Below are 17,182 nucleotides of genomic sequence, written 5' to 3'. Positions count from 1 at the left end.
ATCCCCGTGATCCGGGCTCTTTTTTTATCCCGCTGGTGGTTCTGGGGTCAGATCCCTTCTGCCTGCCGGCAGAAGGGATCTGACCCCCTTGGTTGGAAACGTGACCGCACGGCTTGCCGCTGTCACGTCGCAGGCCGCAAGATGCGGGCCGGTCCGGGGAGTCCGAGTGCATGAGCGTGGCGGTGCGAGGAAGGTCTGCGCGTGGATGGGGGCTGGCGGCCATGCTGCTGCTGGCCGTTGCGGCATGCCGCGAGTCTGTGAACGATCCGGCCAGGCCGGCGGCCGAACCGGTGGCTGCGGTGCAGGCGATGGCGTTGCGCCTGGCCGAAGATGATCTGGTCGGCTACGCAAAGCTGTCGGTACCGCCAGGCCAGTATCAGCGGCTGCAGCAGGCCTGGGCGGAGGGACACAGCCAGTGGCCGCTGACCGAGCTGCCGCTGGGGGACCAGCTGCTGCCGATGCTGGCCGCGCTGCGCAAGCCCGATGCCAGCACCGAACTGCAGCGCAGCTTCGACCGCCAGCTGGCCGGCCAGGCCAGCGCCGTGCGCCAGGCCGCGCAGTCGATGGGCAATTTCGGGGTGCAGTACCTGCGCCATCAGAAGGGCTACACGCCCGGCCAGCAGGCCCATTACATCGCCCTGGTCGAAACCCTTGCTGTCTGGGCGCAGGGCGCGCCGATCAGTGACCGCGCCCGTGCACGCAGCACCATCGCCGCGCTGGTCGGCGCGGCCGGCAAGGTCGGCTTCGATGACGAGGCTGGCCTGCAGGCGGCTGGCATGGAGGGCAGCCTGCAGCAGCTGGCGCCGTTCATCCACACCCTCAAGGCGGTGCTTGGCAGCTACGGGCTGGGCGTGGATGACGCGCTTCGCAGCGTGCGGGGCGAGCTGCTCTCGGTGGAAGGCGACAATGCGCTGGTACGCCTGCACTACGACCTGGCCGGCCGCGAGATGAGCCTGCAGCTGCCACTGAGCCGGCGCGAGGGCCACTGGTACCTGACCCGTACCCTGGCCGACACCGACGCGCTGCTGCGAAAGGCCGACGCGGCCCGCGCGGCCGCGTCGCCGGCAGCCGCTGAAGCCCCCGCCGAAGGTGGGGAAGCGGCAACGCCGCCGCCTAAGCCATAATGGCGCCGATGTCGAAACAGAACCCGCTGCCGTTCCCCGGCGAAGAATCCCAGTCGACGCCCGCCGATACGGTGCCGGCGTCCCCCTCGACCGGTACCGGCCCGAACCCGGTACCGCCGCCCGCGCACGCGCGTCCGGCCGGCCGTCGCCCGCTGTGGGCTCGCCTGCTCGGCCGCCTGGTCGAGCCGTGGCTGTCGCTGAAGATCGAACCGGAAGACCCGGGCCAGTACAACGATGGCCGCCCGGTCATGTACGTGCTGGAAGACTACGGCCTGTCCAACGCGCTGATCCTGGACAAGGCCTGCCGCCAGGCCGGCCTGCCGTCGCCGCTGGTGCCGCTGGCCGGTGACCCGACCGGCCGCAAGCGCGCCTACCTGGCGCTGTCGCGGCGCAGCTCCAGCAACTCGCTGATTCCCGAGCAGCGCGGCGCCAAGACCCACTCCGACTCGCTGGCCAAGGTCCTGCAGGCGCACCGCGTGCGCGATGACCTGGACGTGCACCTGGTGCCGGTGTCGATCTTCGTCGGCCGCGCCCCGGACAAGCAGAGCGGTTGGTTCGCGGTGCTGTTCTCGGAAAACTGGGCACTGGTCGGCCGCTTCCGTCGCCTGCTGGCGGTGCTGCTCAACGGCCGCAGCACCATCGTCCGCTTCGCCCCGCCGATCTCCCTGCGCAACACCGTGGATGAAGGCCTGGAGCCGGAGCGCACGGTGCGCAAGCTGCAGCGCGTGCTGCGTACGCACTTCCGACGCATCCGTGAATCGGTGATCGGCCCCGACCTGTCGACCCGGCGCCTGCTGGTGGACCAGGTGCTGGCCGCCGAGCCGGTACGCGAAGCGATCGCCGCACAGGCCAAGCGCGACAACTCAAAGCCGGCCGATGCCTGGAAGAAGGCACACGCCTACGCCTGGGAAATCGCTGCGGACTATTCCAGCCCGGTAGTGCGCTCGGCCAGCTTCATGCTCAGCCACGTGTGGAACCGCATCTATGCGGGCGTGCTGGTGCACCACCTGGACAAGTTCAAGGCCGCCGCGCCGGGGCACGAAGTGGTCTACGTGCCCAGCCACCGCAGCCACATGGACTACCTGCTGCTGTCCTACCTGCTGTACGACCGTGGCATCGTGCCGCCGCACATCGTGGCCGGCATCAACCTGAACCTGCCGGTGGTCGGCACCCTGCTGCGCAAGGGCGGTGCATTCTTCATCCGCCGCTCGATCCGTGGCAACGCGTTGTACTCGGCGGTGCTCAGCGAATACGTCGCGCAACTGGTGGCCGGTGGCTACTCGCTGGAGTACTTCGTCGAAGGCGGCCGCTCGCGTACCGGGCGCCTGCTGCAGCCCAAGGGCGGCATGATCTCGATGACGCTGCGCGCGTTCCTGCGCCAGCCGCGCAAGCCGGTGCTGTTCCAGCCCATCTACATCGGCTACGAGAAGCTGATGGAAGGCGGCAGCTACCTGGACGAACTGTCCGGCCGGCCGAAGGAAAAGGAATCGATCTGGTCGCTGCTATGGGGCATCCCCAAGGTGCTCAAGCAGAACTATGGCCAGGTGGTGGTGAACTTCGGCGAGCCGATCGCGCTGAACGACGTGCTGGCCGAGAAGGCGCCGGAGTGGAAGGGCGAGGCGGTGTCCGAGGACGAAAAGCCGGCCTGGCTGTCGACCACGGTGGACACGCTGGCCGAACGCATCCAGGTGCGCATCAATGGCGCCGCCGACGTCAACCCGATCAACCTGCTGGCGCTGGCCCTGCTGTCCACGCCGAAGCACGCGATGGGCGAGGCCGACCTGATCGCGCAGATCGAACTGTGCAAGACCCTGCTGGTGGAGATGCCGTACTCGGACCGGGTGACGGTGACGCCGCACTCGCCGGAGCGGATCATCGCCCACGCCGAGGAAATCAACGTCCTCACCCGCATCAAGCACCCGCTGGGCGATGTGCTCAGCGTCAGTGGCGACACCGCAGTGCTGCTGAGCTACTTCCGCAACAACGTGGTGCACCTGTTCACCGCCTCGTCGTGGGTGGCCTGCTGCTTCCAGAACAACCGCCGCATGAGCCGCACCGGCCTGGTCCAGCTGGGCCGTACGGTGTACCCGTTCCTCCAGGCCGAGCTGTTCCTGCCGTGGAGCGAGGACGAGTTCGCCCAGCGAATCGACCGGACCATCGATGTGTTCGTGCGCGAGGGCCTGCTGCAGAACGTCAACGATGACGACGGCGGCATCCTGGCGCGCAATACCGGGCAGACCGACGAGGTGTTCCGCCTGCGCGCGATCGGCCATTCGCTGCAGCAGGCGTTCGAGCGCTATTACATTGCCATCTCGGTGCTGGTGAAGAACGGCCCCGGCGTGCTCGGCGCTGCCGAGCTGGAAAGCCTGTGCCAGCAGGCCGCGCAGCGGCTGAGCCTGCTCTATGCGCCGGCCGCGCCGGAGTTCTTCGACAAGTCCCTGTTCCGTGGCTTCATCCAGAAGCTGCGCGAACTGCGCCTGGTGTGGCCGGACGAGAACAGCAAGCTGCTGTTCGACGAGCGCCTGGATGCCTGGGCCAAGGATGCCAAGTTCATCCTGGGCCGTGAGCTGCGCCACACCATCGAACGGGTCAGCCCGGAAGCGGCCCGCCCGGACGAGCCTGCGCCGCAGGATTGAAGGCAGCGCCGGGTCCTGCCCGGCGAACGACATGCCAACCAAGGTTGGCATCTACCGGGGCGAAGCAGTAGGTCTACGCCATGCGTGGATGGGCCACCGCTCAGGCCGGCTCGTCGGGAATCTGCAGGCTTTCCAGCCTGGCGATGCAGTCCTTCAGCTGCAGCTTGCGCCGCTTCAGGCGCTTGGACTCCAGCTCGTCCTCGCCGTTGGCGGCCATGCGGGTGATCTGTTCATCCAGCAGGCGGTGCTCGGCGCGCAGGGCGACGAGGCGCTCGACGATCTCGGCGGGGCTGTAGGTGTCCACAGCCTCCGAGCATACACAGCGATGATGACCGCCGGGAGAGGGGAATCCCGATCCCCGGCCGGGGCGGCTCCGAGCCGTTAGAATGGAACCCATGAGTGCCGTGATTTCCCTTCCCGATCCCCCACCGCGCGCCGCCCGCGATCCGCGCGTGGCCGAGCGCGAGCAGCACAAGCTGGCCAAGCGCCTGCGCCGCCAGGTCGGCGAGGCGATTGCCGACTTCGGCATGATCGAGGCCGGCGACAAGGTCATGGTGTGCCTGTCCGGCGGCAAGGACAGCTACACCCTGCTGGACGTGCTGCTGCAGCTGCAGAAGAAGGCGCCGGTGCCGTTCGAGCTGGTGGCGGTGAACCTGGACCAGAAGCAGCCGGACTTCCCCGAGCACGTGCTGCCGGAATACCTGGCAGGCCTGGGCGTGCCGTACCACATCATCGAGCAGGACACCTATTCGGTGGTCAGCCGGGTCATCCCGGAAGGCAAGACCATGTGTTCGCTGTGCTCGCGCCTGCGTCGTGGCGCGCTGTACAACTACGCCGAGACGCATGGCTTCACCAAGATCGCGCTGGGCCACCACCGCGACGACATGGTGGCCACGTTCTTCATGAACCTGTTCCACCACGCCAAGCTGTCGGGCATGCCGCCGAAGCTGCGCAGCGACGACGGCAGGCACGTGGTGATCCGGCCGCTGGCCTACGTGCGCGAGAGTGACATCGTCGAGTACGCGCAGGCACGCCGGTTCCCGATCATTCCCTGCAACCTGTGCGGCAGCCAGGAGAACCTGCAGCGCCGCCAGGTCGGCCTGATGCTGAAGCAATGGGAAAAGGACCACCCGGGCCGCATCGAGCAGATCGCGCGCGCCATGGGTGAAGTCCGGCCCTCGCAGCTGGCCGACACCACCCTGTTCGACTTCATGGCGCTGGGCCGTCGCGATGACGCGCCGCTGCCCGACGCCCATGCCTGGCTGGCCGGCTCCCCGGCCGACGCCGACGCAGATCCCGAGACGCCCACCGTTTAAGGTCGGGCGCCCTTCCTCTTCGCCATCCGGAATTCCATGTTCTTTCGCAACCTGACGTTCTTCCGTTTCCCGACCACCACCGATTTTTCCGAAGTCGACACCCTGCTGCCGCACGCCCTGCTGAAGCCGGTCGGCGCGCTGGAAATGAATTCGCGCGGCTTCATCTCGCCGTTCGGCCGCGAGGAGAAGGAACTGCTCTCCCACCGCATCGCCGAACACCTGTGGCTGACCGTGGGCGGCGAGGACAAGATCCTGCCGGCGGCGGTGGTCAACGACCTGCTCGAGCGCAAGCTGGAGGAGATCGAGGAGAAGGAAGGCCGCCGCCCGGGTGGCCGCGAGCGCAAGCGGATGAAGGACGACCTGCTGCATGAACTGCTGCCGCGCGCCTTCGTGAAGTCCTCGCGCAATGATGCCTTCATCGACCTGCAGCACGGCTACGTGGCGGTGGATACCTCCAGCCGCAAGACCGGCGAGTACTTCATGTCCGACATCCGCGGCCTGCTCGGCAGCTTCCCGGCGATGCCGCTGAACGCCGAAGTCGCACCGCGTTCGATCCTGACCGGCTGGATCGCCGGCGAGCCGCTGCCGACCGGGCTGAGCCTGGGCGAAGAGTGCGAGATGAAGGATCCGGTGGAAGGCGGCGCCGTGGTCAAGTGCCAGCACCAGGAACTGCGCTGCGACGAGATCGACAAGCACCTGGACGCCGGCAAGCAGGTGACCAAGCTGGCGCTGATCTTCGAGGACAACCTGTCCTTCGTGATCGGCGACGACCTGATCGTGCGCAAGCTGAAGTTCCTCGACGGCGCACTGGACCAGCTGGAGCATGCCGACGAAGACGGCCGCCGCGCCGAGTTCGACGCCCGCTTCGCCCTGCAGAGCGCCGAGATCCGCCGCCTGTTCCTGTTGCTGGAAGAAGCGTTCAAGCTCAGCAAGGCTGACTGAACAGGCACCCTGTGGGCCGCCGGTCATCCGGCGGCCCGAAGCAGCGCTATGCTGGGCGCATGAGCCGTCTGCTGCGCCGCCTGATCAGCCCGACCCCGCCCGCTACCGTGCAGCGCGACACCGTTCGCCTGCGCCTGGAGGATGCCGAGATCGAGGTGCTGCGCGTGCGCGATCCGCGCGCGCGCCGGATCAAGCTGAGCGTGGACGAGCGCGGCGCACGGTTGACGCTGCCGCCGCGGGCCAGCCTGGTGATGGGCGAGCGATTCCTGGAACAGCACCGCGACTGGTTGGCGCTGCAGCTGCGCCAGTACCAGAGCCAGGGCCTGCCCGCCCCGTTGCAGCCGGGCGAGGACGGCGTGCTGCCACTGCGCGGCGACCTGTTGCCGCTGCGCTGGCAGGAAGGCCGCTATGCGCGGCTGGAGATCGACGAACACGGCGCCTGCGTGCAGTGGCCGACCCGTGCCGGCGATGCCACCCTGCGCCGCCTGCTGCGCGAGTTCTACGAAGCACAGACCCGCGCCGATGTCGGCCGCTGGCTGCCGAAGTACCTGCCCACCCTGCCACGTGCACCCAGCCGCCTGCGGCTGAAGGTGATGTCTTCGCAGTGGGGCTCGCTGGCGCCGGACGGCAGCATGGCACTGGACCTGGCACTGGTGCTGGGGCGCCCTGAAGCATTCGAGTATGTGCTGGTGCACGAACTCTGCCACCTGATCCAGCCGAATCATTCGCCCGCGTTCTGGCACGAAGTGGAACAACGTTTCCCCGCGTGGCGCGAGCAGCGCGACTACTTCCAGCTGGAAGGGCGCAGGCTGAAGGCGATGCTTCGCCAGCTGCTGTAGAGCTGAGCCGATGCTCGGCTGACGCGCGTGGCGCGGATATCCAGCCCTCGCGATCGACAGCAGCCGAGCATGGCTCGGCTCTACAAAAGCGCGCGCAGCGCGCGACCCGCTCCTGCTCTTCCTTCTTTCTTCCGTGATGGGCACACAGGAAACTGTCCGTGGCCGGGCGGGGTGGGTTGCGCAGGGGCGTGAGCCGCATGGATGCGGCGACCGAGCTTGCAAGGACGTACTTGCAGCGACCCCTGCGCAATCCACCCCGCCCGGCAGAGCACGGCTTCTGATTTGAACGACCCACCACGAGGGGCTCAGCCGTTGGCCGAAACCCTCACCCCGCCCGCAACGCCGCCGCGGCCGCCCAGCGTGCCGCCACCCGCGGCGCCGTGATGCACACCGCCTGGTCGGTCACCGTCGTCACCGCGCGCTCCAGCAGTTGGATATCGGCCTCGTGCTGGCGTGCCACATGCGGGTCCTCGAAGAAGATCGCGCGCTGGCAGCGCCCCTCCAGCACCCGGTCGGCAATCTGTGCATCGCCGCCCATCGGGCCACTCTGGTAACGCGTCACCCACGGCGTATCGCTGGGCCAACCCCGGCTCCAGGCCAGCTCGTTCAAGCGCTGCCCGGTGGTGCCCGTCGCAACGCGTTGGCCAAACCGGGCCAGCACATCGAAGTGCTCGTCAGCGAAGGCCAGCATCGCCGGCTTCATCGCATCATGCGCGATCAGCGCCAGCGTCTGCCCCTGGAAGGCATGCAGGTCGTCGGCACCGGTGTCGGCAGCCAGCCCGGCGTGGATGCGCTCCACCTCGATCCAGTCGCGTGCAGTGGCCACGGTTGAAATGAACGGCTTGCCGTGGATCACGCACTGCCGCTTGAGCGCGGTTGCTTCCGGAAACACCGAGGACGGATCGACCGGGTCGATCAGGTAGATCGCACCGTCCAGTGTCCGCTCCGGCCCCATGCCGACCACTTCGGCCACCAGCTTCATCAGGCCTCCCTCGCGCCCGTAGGGATACCGGTGCAGGCCGCCGTAGCCGGCCAGGAATCCCTGCCGTTCGATCGCATCGTGGGTGCGCCCGACCGCATGCAGTGACACCCCCAGTTCGCGCAGGCCTGCCTCGCTGGCACGCAGCCAGCGGAACAGCGCCGCGCGCGCATCGTGGTGATGGAGACGGTTGGCAGCCAGGCCGATACGCATCGAGCGCTCCGTAGGACGGGTAGAAGCGGCAGTGTATGTCGGCATTCGCCGATGCGGATGCTTTTCCAATTTTTCTCATTGTCGCGGAAGCCTGCCTCGCTAGCGTGGCTGGCAGCGGTACCGCTGCGCGGCCGTGGTTCCTGCCCGCGAAATGAGGACGTCTACCGTGAATGTCGCCGGCCGCCGCGCCGTCGCCGCCGTCATGGCATCGCTGTTGCTGCCCGGCATCGCCGCTGCATCCGGTTGCACGGGCCCCCTGCAGGTGGCATGGCGCTCCGACCGGCCGCCCCTGTCATACAGCCAGCAGGGCGAGGTTGCCGGACTGGCCGCGGATTACCTGCCACTGCTGGGCATGCAGGCGGCGCAGCATGCGAAGCCGTTGCCTGCGACGGTACTTACCGAGGGAGCACTGCCGGCCGGCACCCAGGTGCTGCTCGGCTGGCCGCGCGCACAGCTGCCGACAGGCTGGGTGGCCAGCAGGGCCTACCTGGAGGTGCCGCAGGTGATCGTGCGGCGCGAGGGCGCCGCTGCGGTGCTGGGGCTGGAGGGCCTGCGTGGCCGCAGCGTGGCCAGCCCGGACCGGCTGCCGCTGGAGCCATTGCTGGCCGAGCAGGCCCCGGGGGCGCAGCTGCTGGCCCCTGCGCCGCTGGACCACGCGCTGTCACTGCTGCGTGCCGGGCTGGTCGACGCCGTGGTCGCCAATCTCGCTGAACTGGAGGCCGCGCTCCGCGCGGAGCCAGGCGATGCTGTGGTGATCGCGGCACCCGCGGGCTTCGGCGATGCACTGGTACTCGCGGCCGTGCCGGCCTGTGCCGAGGTGGTCGCTGCTTTCGACCAGCGGCTCCTGCAGGAGAGCGATGCACATCGCGCGTCGAGCCGCAGCGCCTGGCTGCCGGACCGGCCACGCGCGCGGCTCACCGGTTCGGCGCTGCGCTGGCTGGTGCCGGCGTCGCTGATCCTGCTCGCGCTCGTGCTGCTGCATGCCTTCGGCTACTGGCGCGTGCATCGCGAGAGCGTGCGTCGCCGCGTGCTGGAGCAGCGGTTGCACGACGTCACCGCGAACCTGCCGGCGGTGGTCTACCAGGCCCGCCGTTCGGCAACCGGCCACTACAGCCTGGCGCAGATCGCCGGTGACGTGCAGGCGCTGTTCGGGGTAAGCGTGGAGACTGCGCGGATCGACCATCTGCAACTGCTGGCCGCGGTGCATGCCGACGACCGCAGCCGGGTGATGGCGTGCATCGAAGCGGCCGCGCTGGTGCGCGGTCCCATCGACGTTACGTTCCGCACCCGGTCGGCGCAGGGCTGGCGCTGGGTCCGCTCGCAGGGACGACCGCTGCAGTGCGATGACAGCAGCGTGGAGTGGAGCGGCTACTGGTTGGATGTCAGTGAAGCACAGGCGCGTGCAGTAGCGCTGGCCGAGGCGCGCCGCGCGGCCGAGCAGGCGGCGCTGGCCAAGAGCCATTTCCTGGCGACCATGAGCCACCAGATCCGCACGCCGATGAGTACCCTGCTGGGCATGCTGGAGCGATTGGCTGCCAGTGACCTGGATGCGGGCCAGCGGCAGGTGCTGACCACCGTGGGTGATGCCGCGCAGATGCTGCGGCAGATCCTGGACGATGTGCTGCACAGCCAGCGCCTGCAGCCAGCGCCACTGCAGCTGCGGCCGACCGATCTTGCGGCGCTGGTGCGCGCGGTGCAGCAGCTGTTGATGCCCGTCGCGGCCAGCCGCGGCCTGCACCTGCACAGCGAGATCGACCCCATGCTGCAGCAGTGGTCGCTGGCCGATGGGCTGCGCCTGCGCCAGGTCCTGTTCAACCTGGCCGGTAATGCACTCAAGTTCACTCTGCAGGGAAGCGTGGTGCTGCAGGTCCATGTGCTGCAGCAGCGCGATGGCGGGCAGCGGTTGCGCCTGCAGGTGACCGATACGGGCGTGGGCATCAGCATGGAGCGGCAACAGGCGGTATTCGCTGCCTACGAGCAGGCCGAGACCTCGACCACGCGCCGCTTTGGTGGCAGTGGGCTGGGCCTGTCGATCTGCCGCGAGCTGGCGGCATCGATGGGGGGCCAGCTGCACCTGCGCAGCGCGCCGGGCAAGGGAACCACCGTATGGCTGGAACTGGTGCTGGCGGCCTGTGCGGCACCGACGGTGGTACCGGTGCTCACGACGGCCGTGCAACGGCCGCTGCCGCCGGCGCGGGCACTGGTTGTTGAAGACCATCCGACCAACCTGCAGTTGCTGGTACAGCGCCTGCGCGAGCTGGGGCTGCAGGTACACGCCTGCGACGACGGCCAGCAGGCATGGGAGGCCTGGCAGGCGCAGCCCTTTGATCTGGTCATCACCGACTGCCATATGCCGCACATGGACGGCTTCGCGCTGGCACGGGCGATCCGTGGCGATACCTGTGCCATCCGTGCGCAGGTGCCGATCGTCGCGCTGACTGCCAGTGTGCTGGAACGCACACGCGAGGCCTGCCGTGATGCGGGCATCGACCATTTCCTGGCCAAGCCGGTGGCGCCGTGCGAACTGCGCGCGCTGCTGGAGGAGCTGCTGTTGCCGGACTCAGTGCGCCAGTAGGCGGACGATGCTGGCAGCGGCATCGCGGCCTTCGGCCACGGCGGTCACCACCAGGTCTGCACCGCGTACCGCGTCGCCACCGGCGAACAGGCGTGGATGCGCGGTCTGGAACGGCAGGCGGTCCTTGCCCCCGGCGACGATGCGGCCGTTGGGCTGGCCTTCCACCCCCAGCTCCGCCAGCCACGCCGGCACGCTCGGCGAGAAGCCGAAGGCGATGATCACCACGTCCGCTTCCAGCAGGGATTCACTGCCTTCGATCGGCACGGCGTTCTGGCGGCCATTGGCATCGGGTTCGCCCAGCCGGGTTTCGACCACGGTCACGCCGATCACTTCATCGTCGGCGCCGGCTTCGATCGACAGCGGTTGGCGGTTGAACAGGAAGCGCACGCCCTCTTCGCGCGCATTGGCCACTTCGCGAGCGCTGCCGGGCATGTTGGCTTCGTCGCGCCGGTAGGCGCAGGTGACCTTGGCCGCGCCGAGGCGCACCGCGCTGCGCACGCAGTCCATGCCGGTATCGCCACCACCGAGCACCACCACCCGCTTGCCGTTGAGGTCGGGCAGGGCGATGGTGTCTTCCCAGCCGGCAATCGGCCGGCCCTTCGGGTCATCGCCGCCGACGATGCGGCTGTTCTGCACCAGGAACGGCAGCGCCGGCAGCACGCCCTTCAGGTCCTGGCCGTCGAGGCCACCATCGGTGTAGCGGTAGGCGCCGGTACCGATGAACACCGCATCGTGGGTGTCCAGCAGCTGCTGCACGCTGAGGTCGCGGCCGATCTCCACGCCGAGGCGGAACTGCACGCCCATGCCCTCCAGCACGCCGCGGCGCCGGTGGATCACGTCCTTGTCCAGCTTGAAGCTGGGAATGCCGAACTGCAGCAGGCCGCCGATCTGCTCGTAGCGGTCATAGACCACCGCGGCAATGCCGGCGCGGGCCAGGCGGTCGGCGCAGGCCAGGCCCGCGGGACCGGCCCCGATCACCGCAACGCTGCGGCCGGTCGGCTGCACCGCGCCCAGGTCAGGGCGCCAGCCGCTGGCCAGCGCGGTATCGACGATGTATTTCTCCACCGCACCGATGGTGACCGCACCGAACTCTTCCAGCGTGCAGCTGCCCTCGCACAGGCGATCCTGCGGGCAGACCCGGCCGCACACCTCCGGCAGCGGGTTGGTGCTGTGGCACAGCGTGGCGGCTTCGTGGACGCGGTTCTCCTGCACCAGCTGCAGCCACTGCGGAATGGCGTTGTGCACCGGGCACTTCCAGCTGCAGTACGGGTTGCCGCAGTCCAGGCAGCGGCCCGCCTGGTACTGGGCGTCCTCCTTGCCGAACTTTCCGTACAGCTCGCCCCAGTCGCCGGACGTGCGCAGTTCCACCGGGATGCGCTGCGGCATGGTGCGGGGCAGGTCGAGGAACTGGAAGGCGTGCTTGCGGCTCATGGCGGGCTCTGGAATGCGGGGGGGAACGTTGCCGGCCAGCGGCCGGCACTACCGGAAAACATCACGCGGCGCGTCGCAGGGTTTCGGTCAGCGACTCGATGCTGGCGGCCTTGGGTTTGACCAGCCAGAACTTGCCGATGTAATCGCGGAACTCGTCCAGGATCTGTTGTGCCCAGATGCTGCCGGTCAGCTCGCGATGGCGGCCGATCAGGCGGTGCAGGTGCTGGCGGTAGTTCTCGAAGCCTTCGGCGGACACGCGATGGATGTCGATCAGCTCGTGGTTGTAGCGGTCGACGAAATCACGGTCCACGTCCAGTACGTAGGCCAGGCCGCCGGTGAAGCCGGCGCCGAAGTTCAGCCCGACCTTGCCCAGCACCAGCACCACGCCATCGGTCATGTACTCGCAGCAGTGGTCACCGGCACCTTCGACCACGGCCAGCGCGCCGGAATTGCGCACCGCGAAGCGCTCGCCGGCGCGGCCGGCAGCGAACAGCTCACCGCCGGTGGCACCGTACAGGCAGGTGTTGCCGATGATGGCGGTGCTGCGTGCCTCGAAGCGCGCGCCACGCGGCGGCCGCACCACCAGCCGGCCGCCAGCCATGCCCTTGCCGACGTAATCGTTGGCTTCGCCTTCCACTTCCAGGTGCAGGCCACCGACATTGAAGGCGCCGAAGCTCTGCCCGGCGCTGCCACGGAAGCGCAGTTCCAGCGGTGCCTCGGCCATGCCCTGGTTGCCGTGCGCGCGTGCCACCGCACCCGCCAGGCGGGTACCGATGCTGCGGTCGGTGTTGTGGATCAGGAAGCGATGCTCGCCGCCGCGCTTGTGCTCGATGGCCGGGGCCAGCAGGCCATCCATCTGCGTGGCCAGGCTGTCCGGCGATTCGTACAGGCGCTGCGCGGCGCAGTGGCTGCCCTCGTAGCGGCTGTCGGCCAGCAGGCGCGACAGGTCCACGCGCACGCCGTCGCGCGGCGCGGATTCGATCTGGCGCAGCAGGTCGGTACGGCCGACGATCTCTTCCAGCGAACGCGCGCCCAGGTAGGACAGCCAGCCACGCACTTCTTCGGCCAGCAGCCGGAAGAAGTTCTCCACGCGCTCGGGCTGCCCGGTGAAGTGGTTCTCGCGCAGGCGCTCGTCCTGGGTGGCCACGCCGGTGGCACAGTTGTTGAGGTGGCAGATGCGCAGGTACTTGCAGCCCAGCACGATCATCGGCGCGGTGCCGAAGCCGAAGCTGTCGGCGCCCAGCAATGCGGCCTTGACCACGTCCAGCCCGGTCTTCAGGCCGCCATCGGTCTGCAGCAGGGTACGGCCGCGCAGGTCGTTGGCGAGCAGCGCCTGGTGCGCCTCGGCCACGCCCAGCTCCCACGGCACGCCGGCATAGCGGATCGAGCTGACCGGCGAGGCACCGGTGCCGCCATCATGGCCGGAGATGGTGATCAGGTCCGCACCGGCCTTGACCACGCCCGCCGCAATCGTTCCGACGCCGGCATGGCTGACCAGCTTCACCGACACCAGCGCGGTCGGGTTGACCTGCTTGAGGTCGTAGATCAGCTGCGCCAGGTCCTCGATCGAATAGATGTCGTGATGCGGCGGCGGCGAAATCAGACCGATGCCCGGGCGCGCATAGCGCAGCCGCGCGATCAGTTCGTTGACCTTGTGCCCGGGCAGCTGGCCACCCTCGCCGGGCTTGGCACCCTGCGCGACCTTGATCTGCAGCACCTCGGCATTGACCAGGTACTCGGCGGTCACGCCGAAGCGCCCGGAGGCCACCTGCTTGATCTTGCTGCGCCTGGCGGTGCCATAGCGTGCGGGGTCTTCACCGCCTTCGCCGGAATTGCTGCGGCCCCCCAGGCGATTCATCGCAATCGCCAGCGCCTCGTGCGCCTCAGGCGACAGTGCCCCCAGGCTGATCGCCGCGGTATCGAAGCGCGGGAACAGTTCGCTGGCCGGGGCCACTTCATCGAGCGGTGCGGGCGTGGCGGCAGGGACCAGTTCCAGCAGGTCACGCAGTGCCGAGGGCGGGCGCGCATGCACCGCATCGCAGTACTGCTGCCAGGCACGCGGATCGCCGCTGCGCGCCGCGCGCTGCAGGGTGGTGACCACGTCCGGGTTGTACATGTGGTACTCGCCGCCGTGCACGTACTTCAGCAGGCCGCCGACATCCACGTCCTGCTGCGCGTCCCACGCCTGCGCGCACAGCTCGCGCGCGTCGGCATCCAAGCGCGCGAAACCCGCGCCACCGATGCGCGAAGCGGTATCCGGGAAGCACAGATCGACGACCTCCGGTTCCAGGCCGATGATCTCGAACAGCTGCGCGCCGCGGTAGCTGGCCACGGTACAGATGCCCATCTTCGAGATGATCTTCGACAGCCCCTTGTAGACGCCCTTGCGGTAGCGGCGGCCGATCTGCGACTGCTCACCGCCCTTGCTGAGCTTGAGGATGCCGCGGCGGCCCAGGTCGAACAGGGTCTGGTAGGCCAGGTACGGATACACCGCCGTGGCGCCGAAGCCGAGCAGGCAGGCCATGTGATGCGGGTCGCGCGCGGTGCCGGTCTCGACGATGAGATTCACGTCGCAGCGCAGGCCCAGCCGCGAGAGGTGGTGGTGGATGGCGCTGGTGGCCAGCAGCGCATGCACCATCGGCCGCCCGGCCACCGGGTAGCGGTCGGACAGCAGCAGCATCACCATGCCTTCGCGCGCGGCCTGTTCGGCCTCGGCGCAGATGCGCTCGATGCCGGCACGCAGGCCCTCGTCTTCGCTGTAGGACAGGTCGAGCAGACGGTTGGCCTGCGCGTACTGGTCCATCTTCAGCAGCTGGCGCAGCTTGCGCTGGCTGAGCACCGGCGAATTGAGGATGACGTGGTTCACCGTCTCCGGACCGGCATGGAAGATGTTGGTCTCCTTGCCGAGCTGGGTGGACAGGGACATCGCGCAGTCTTCGCGCAGCGGATCGATCGGCGGGTTGGTGACCTGCGCGAAGGCCTGGCGGAAATAGTCGTACAGCGGGCGGCTGCGCTGGCTCAGCACCGCCATCGGCGTGTCGTCGCCCATCGAGCCGGTGGCTTCCTGCTCGGTCTCGGCCAGCGGCCGCAGCACCTGCTCCACTTCCTCGCTGCTGAGCTGGTACAGCTTGTGGTAGCTGCGCAGGGTGGCTTCGTCGAACGGCTCTTCCACCAGCGACGGGTCGATCAGTTCGGTCTGCAGGTAGGTCACGCCCTGCTGCAGCCACTGCTTGTAGGGCGCGCGGCCGCGGTTGATGCGGTCGACCGCATCGGAGTCGAGCAGGTCGCCGCGCTTGAGGTCGATCGCGATCATTTCGCCGGGGCCGAGCTTGCCCTTGCGTACCACCCGCTCGGTGGGCACTTCCCACACGCCCGCTTCAGAGGCAACCAGGAAGTGGCGGTCGGCGGTCAGCATCCAGCGTGCCGGGCGCAGGCCGTTGCGGTCGAGGGTGCAGACGGCGTAGCGGCTGTCGCAGGCAACGATGCCGGCCGGGCCATCCCACGGCTCGCTGTTCAGGCCGTGGAACTCGTAGAACGCGGCCAGGTCCGGGTCCTTGAACTCCAGCGACTGGGTGGCCGGCGGCACCAGGATGCGCAGCGCCTGGATCAGCTCCATGCCACCGGCGACCATCAGTTCCAGCATGTTGTCCAGGCTCTGCGAGTCCGAGCCGTGCATGGAGATCACCGGGTCGAATTCGGCGATGTCGAAGCGCGGCGTCTTCCACACCTTGCTGCGCGCCTGGGCCCAGCGGCGGTTGCCTTCGATGGTGTTGATCTCGCCATTGTGGGCGAGCATCCGGAACGGGTGGGCAAGCGGCCAGCGCGGCAGCGTGTTGGTCGAGAAGCGCTGGTGGAACACGATCGCGCTGGAGGCCAGTTCGCGCCGCTGCAGGTCGGGATAGAAGCGGCTGAGCTTGTCCGGCAGCACCATGCCCTTGTAGCTGATCGCATCGGGGGTGAGGGTGGTGACGTAGAAATCAGCGTGATCGCGCAGCTGCTGCTCGCTGCGGCGACGGGCCAGGAACAGCGCCAGCGCGAAGCCGGCATCGTCCTGGCCGACACCGGCATCGACGAACACCTGTTCGATGCGCGGCAGGGTATCGCGCGCCAGCTGGCCGCAGACGCTGTCATCGGTGGGTACCTCGCGCCAGCCGGCGACCTTGCAGCCGACCGCTTCCACCTGCGCCTGCAGCTGGGTACGGCAGGCGTCGGCGGCCTCGGTGTCGTGCGGCAGGAACACCAGGCCGGCAGCGAAGCGCGCGGCGGTGGTGATGCCGGCTTCGCTGGCCAGCAGTTTCAGGAATGCATCGGGGCGGCGCAGCAGCAGGCCACAGCCATCGCCGGTCAGGCCATCGGCGGCGACGCCGCCACGGTGGGTCATGCGCGAAAGCGCGGCGATGGCGGTATCAACCAACAGGCGCGAAGGTTGATCGTCGAGCTGGGCGACCATGCCAAATCCACAGGCATCGCGCTCGGAGCGCGGGTCGTAAAGCCCTTGGCGGTTGCGGGGGGCCATCTCTACCTCGATGCGTATAGGGTTGGCGGCGACACTCGTCCCCGCTCATTCCCTGGAGCGCATCGTGAGGCCACCGGATGCCTCGACTAGATCACAGGTTGCTGCAGCGCCGCAATACACGGTTGCAGGTGCAACAGAACGCGCCGGCAACCCCGTGCCGGCGCGGGGTCGCCCTCAGCCGCAGCGCACGCCGCTGACCAGGCCCTTGTCGTCCACTTCGATGTTCAGGCGGTCGCCGAGGAATTCCATCGTGGCCACGTCGTTGGGCTTCATGACGCGCAGCTGGTGGGCACCGGCATCTTCCTGCGCCTGCTTGCCCAGCGCGTCGGCGTAGGCCTGGCCGACCAGGCTCTGCACCTGGCTGGCATCGCAGGTGCCGACCGGCGGTGCCTCGGTGGCCTTGCCGGCTTCGTCGGCCGGTGCCTTGGCGGCTTCGGCAGCCTGCTGGGCATGGGCCGTGGCCGAATCCTGTTCATCCAGCGCCGGTGCCTGGCAGGCGGTCAGGGCCAGCGCGGCCGGCAGCAGCAGGGCGGAGAGCGAACGGGCGCGAATCGGGAACGACATCATGACTCCGGAAGGGATTGTGAAAGCCCGAGCATAGCGGCGAACCG

General features: G+C 68.6%; 11 protein-coding genes. 6 read left to right on the top strand and 5 right to left on the bottom strand.

The annotated features are described in order from the left end of the window. Positions 1–170 precede the first annotated feature (170 nt). Positions 171–1,124 carry a hypothetical protein gene (locus ACUVWL_RS17150; protein ID WP_014645453.1) on the top strand — a complete coding sequence of 318 codons (954 nt, stop codon included), beginning with the start codon at positions 171–173 and terminating at the stop codon, positions 1,122–1,124. After that, the gene (gene plsB / locus ACUVWL_RS17145) at positions 1,124–3,760 is read left to right on the top strand and encodes a glycerol-3-phosphate 1-O-acyltransferase PlsB (protein WP_032962379.1); all 2,637 of its coding nucleotides are present in this window, start codon (positions 1,124–1,126) and stop codon (positions 3,758–3,760) included. The genes ACUVWL_RS17150 and plsB overlap by 1 nt, the downstream gene beginning before the upstream one ends. Positions 3,761–3,860: 100 nt before the next feature. Here plsB and ACUVWL_RS17140 read toward each other — a convergent pair whose 3' ends face one another. After that, on the bottom strand, positions 3,861–4,064 hold the full coding sequence (locus tag ACUVWL_RS17140; RefSeq protein ID WP_032962381.1) for a YdcH family protein: 204 nt from the start codon (positions 4,062–4,064) through the stop codon (positions 3,861–3,863). 91 nt (positions 4,065–4,155) lie between these two features. Here ACUVWL_RS17140 and ttcA point away from each other — a divergent pair, with 91 nt between their 5' ends. The 3 genes from ttcA to ACUVWL_RS17125 are packed head-to-tail and all read left to right on the top strand — an operon-like array spanning position 4,156 to position 6,857. Further along, a complete protein-coding gene (ttcA, locus tag ACUVWL_RS17135) occupies positions 4,156–5,076 on the top strand; it encodes a tRNA 2-thiocytidine(32) synthetase TtcA (RefSeq protein ID WP_032962383.1) in 921 nt (306 codons plus the stop codon). A gap of 36 nt (positions 5,077–5,112) precedes the next feature. Beyond that, positions 5,113–6,018 (top strand): recombination-associated protein RdgC, encoded by a 906-nt coding sequence (locus ACUVWL_RS17130; protein WP_005411825.1) that lies wholly within the window; start codon positions 5,113–5,115, stop codon positions 6,016–6,018. A gap of 59 nt (positions 6,019–6,077) precedes the next feature. Continuing rightward, positions 6,078–6,857 (top strand): M48 family metallopeptidase, encoded by a 780-nt coding sequence (locus ACUVWL_RS17125; RefSeq protein ID WP_032962385.1) that lies wholly within the window; start codon positions 6,078–6,080, stop codon positions 6,855–6,857. Between the two features lie 325 nt (positions 6,858–7,182). Here ACUVWL_RS17125 and ACUVWL_RS17120 read toward each other — a convergent pair whose 3' ends face one another. Then, on the bottom strand, positions 7,183–8,049 hold the full coding sequence (locus ACUVWL_RS17120; RefSeq protein WP_014035467.1) for a methylglyoxal synthase: 867 nt from the start codon (positions 8,047–8,049) through the stop codon (positions 7,183–7,185). 166 nt (positions 8,050–8,215) lie between these two features. Between ACUVWL_RS17120 and ACUVWL_RS17115 the strand changes: the two genes are divergently transcribed. Further along, a complete protein-coding gene (locus ACUVWL_RS17115) occupies positions 8,216–10,624 on the top strand; it encodes an ATP-binding protein (protein ID WP_445978592.1) in 2,409 nt (802 codons plus the stop codon). On the opposite strand, the gene ACUVWL_RS17110 is transcribed toward ACUVWL_RS17115, so the two are convergent. The 3 genes from ACUVWL_RS17110 to ACUVWL_RS17100 all read right to left on the bottom strand — a co-directional run bounded on the left by ACUVWL_RS17110 (position 10,610) and on the right by ACUVWL_RS17100 (position 17,135). Continuing rightward, a complete protein-coding gene (locus ACUVWL_RS17110) occupies positions 10,610–12,055 on the bottom strand; it encodes an FAD-dependent oxidoreductase (protein WP_445978591.1) in 1,446 nt (481 codons plus the stop codon). The genes ACUVWL_RS17115 and ACUVWL_RS17110 overlap by 15 nt on opposite strands. A gap of 61 nt (positions 12,056–12,116) precedes the next feature. Beyond that, a complete protein-coding gene (gene gltB / locus ACUVWL_RS17105; protein ID WP_049442525.1) occupies positions 12,117–16,571 on the bottom strand; it encodes a glutamate synthase large subunit in 4,455 nt (1,484 codons plus the stop codon). Between the two features lie 174 nt (positions 16,572–16,745). Then, the gene (locus ACUVWL_RS17100; protein ID WP_197574336.1) at positions 16,746–17,135 is read right to left on the bottom strand and encodes an I78 family peptidase inhibitor; all 390 of its coding nucleotides are present in this window, start codon (positions 17,133–17,135) and stop codon (positions 16,746–16,748) included. Positions 17,136–17,182: the final 47 nt, after the last annotated feature.

This window comes from Stenotrophomonas muris, from assembly GCF_052751275.1.
Note: the sequence above shows the minus strand (reverse complement) of the source record. Positions and strands in the feature narration are given on the sequence as shown.

Coding starts and splice junctions, on each gene's coding strand:
- ACUVWL_RS17150 (WP_014645453.1), top strand. CDS start 171: ATGAGCGTGGCGGTGCGAGGAAGGTCTGCGCGTGGATGGGGGCTGGCG.
- plsB (WP_032962379.1), top strand. CDS start 1,124: ATGGCGCCGATGTCGAAACAGAACCCGCTGCCGTTCCCCGGCGAAGAA.
- ttcA (WP_032962383.1), top strand. CDS start 4,156: ATGAGTGCCGTGATTTCCCTTCCCGATCCCCCACCGCGCGCCGCCCGC.
- ACUVWL_RS17130 (WP_005411825.1), top strand. CDS start 5,113: ATGTTCTTTCGCAACCTGACGTTCTTCCGTTTCCCGACCACCACCGAT.
- ACUVWL_RS17125 (WP_032962385.1), top strand. CDS start 6,078: ATGAGCCGTCTGCTGCGCCGCCTGATCAGCCCGACCCCGCCCGCTACC.
- ACUVWL_RS17120 (WP_014035467.1), bottom strand. CDS start 8,049: ATGCGTATCGGCCTGGCTGCCAACCGTCTCCATCACCACGATGCGCGC.
- ACUVWL_RS17110 (WP_445978591.1), bottom strand. CDS start 12,055: ATGAGCCGCAAGCACGCCTTCCAGTTCCTCGACCTGCCCCGCACCATG.
- gltB (WP_049442525.1), bottom strand. CDS start 16,571: ATGGCCCCCCGCAACCGCCAAGGGCTTTACGACCCGCGCTCCGAGCGC.
- ACUVWL_RS17100 (WP_197574336.1), bottom strand. CDS start 17,135: ATGTCGTTCCCGATTCGCGCCCGTTCGCTCTCCGCCCTGCTGCTGCCG.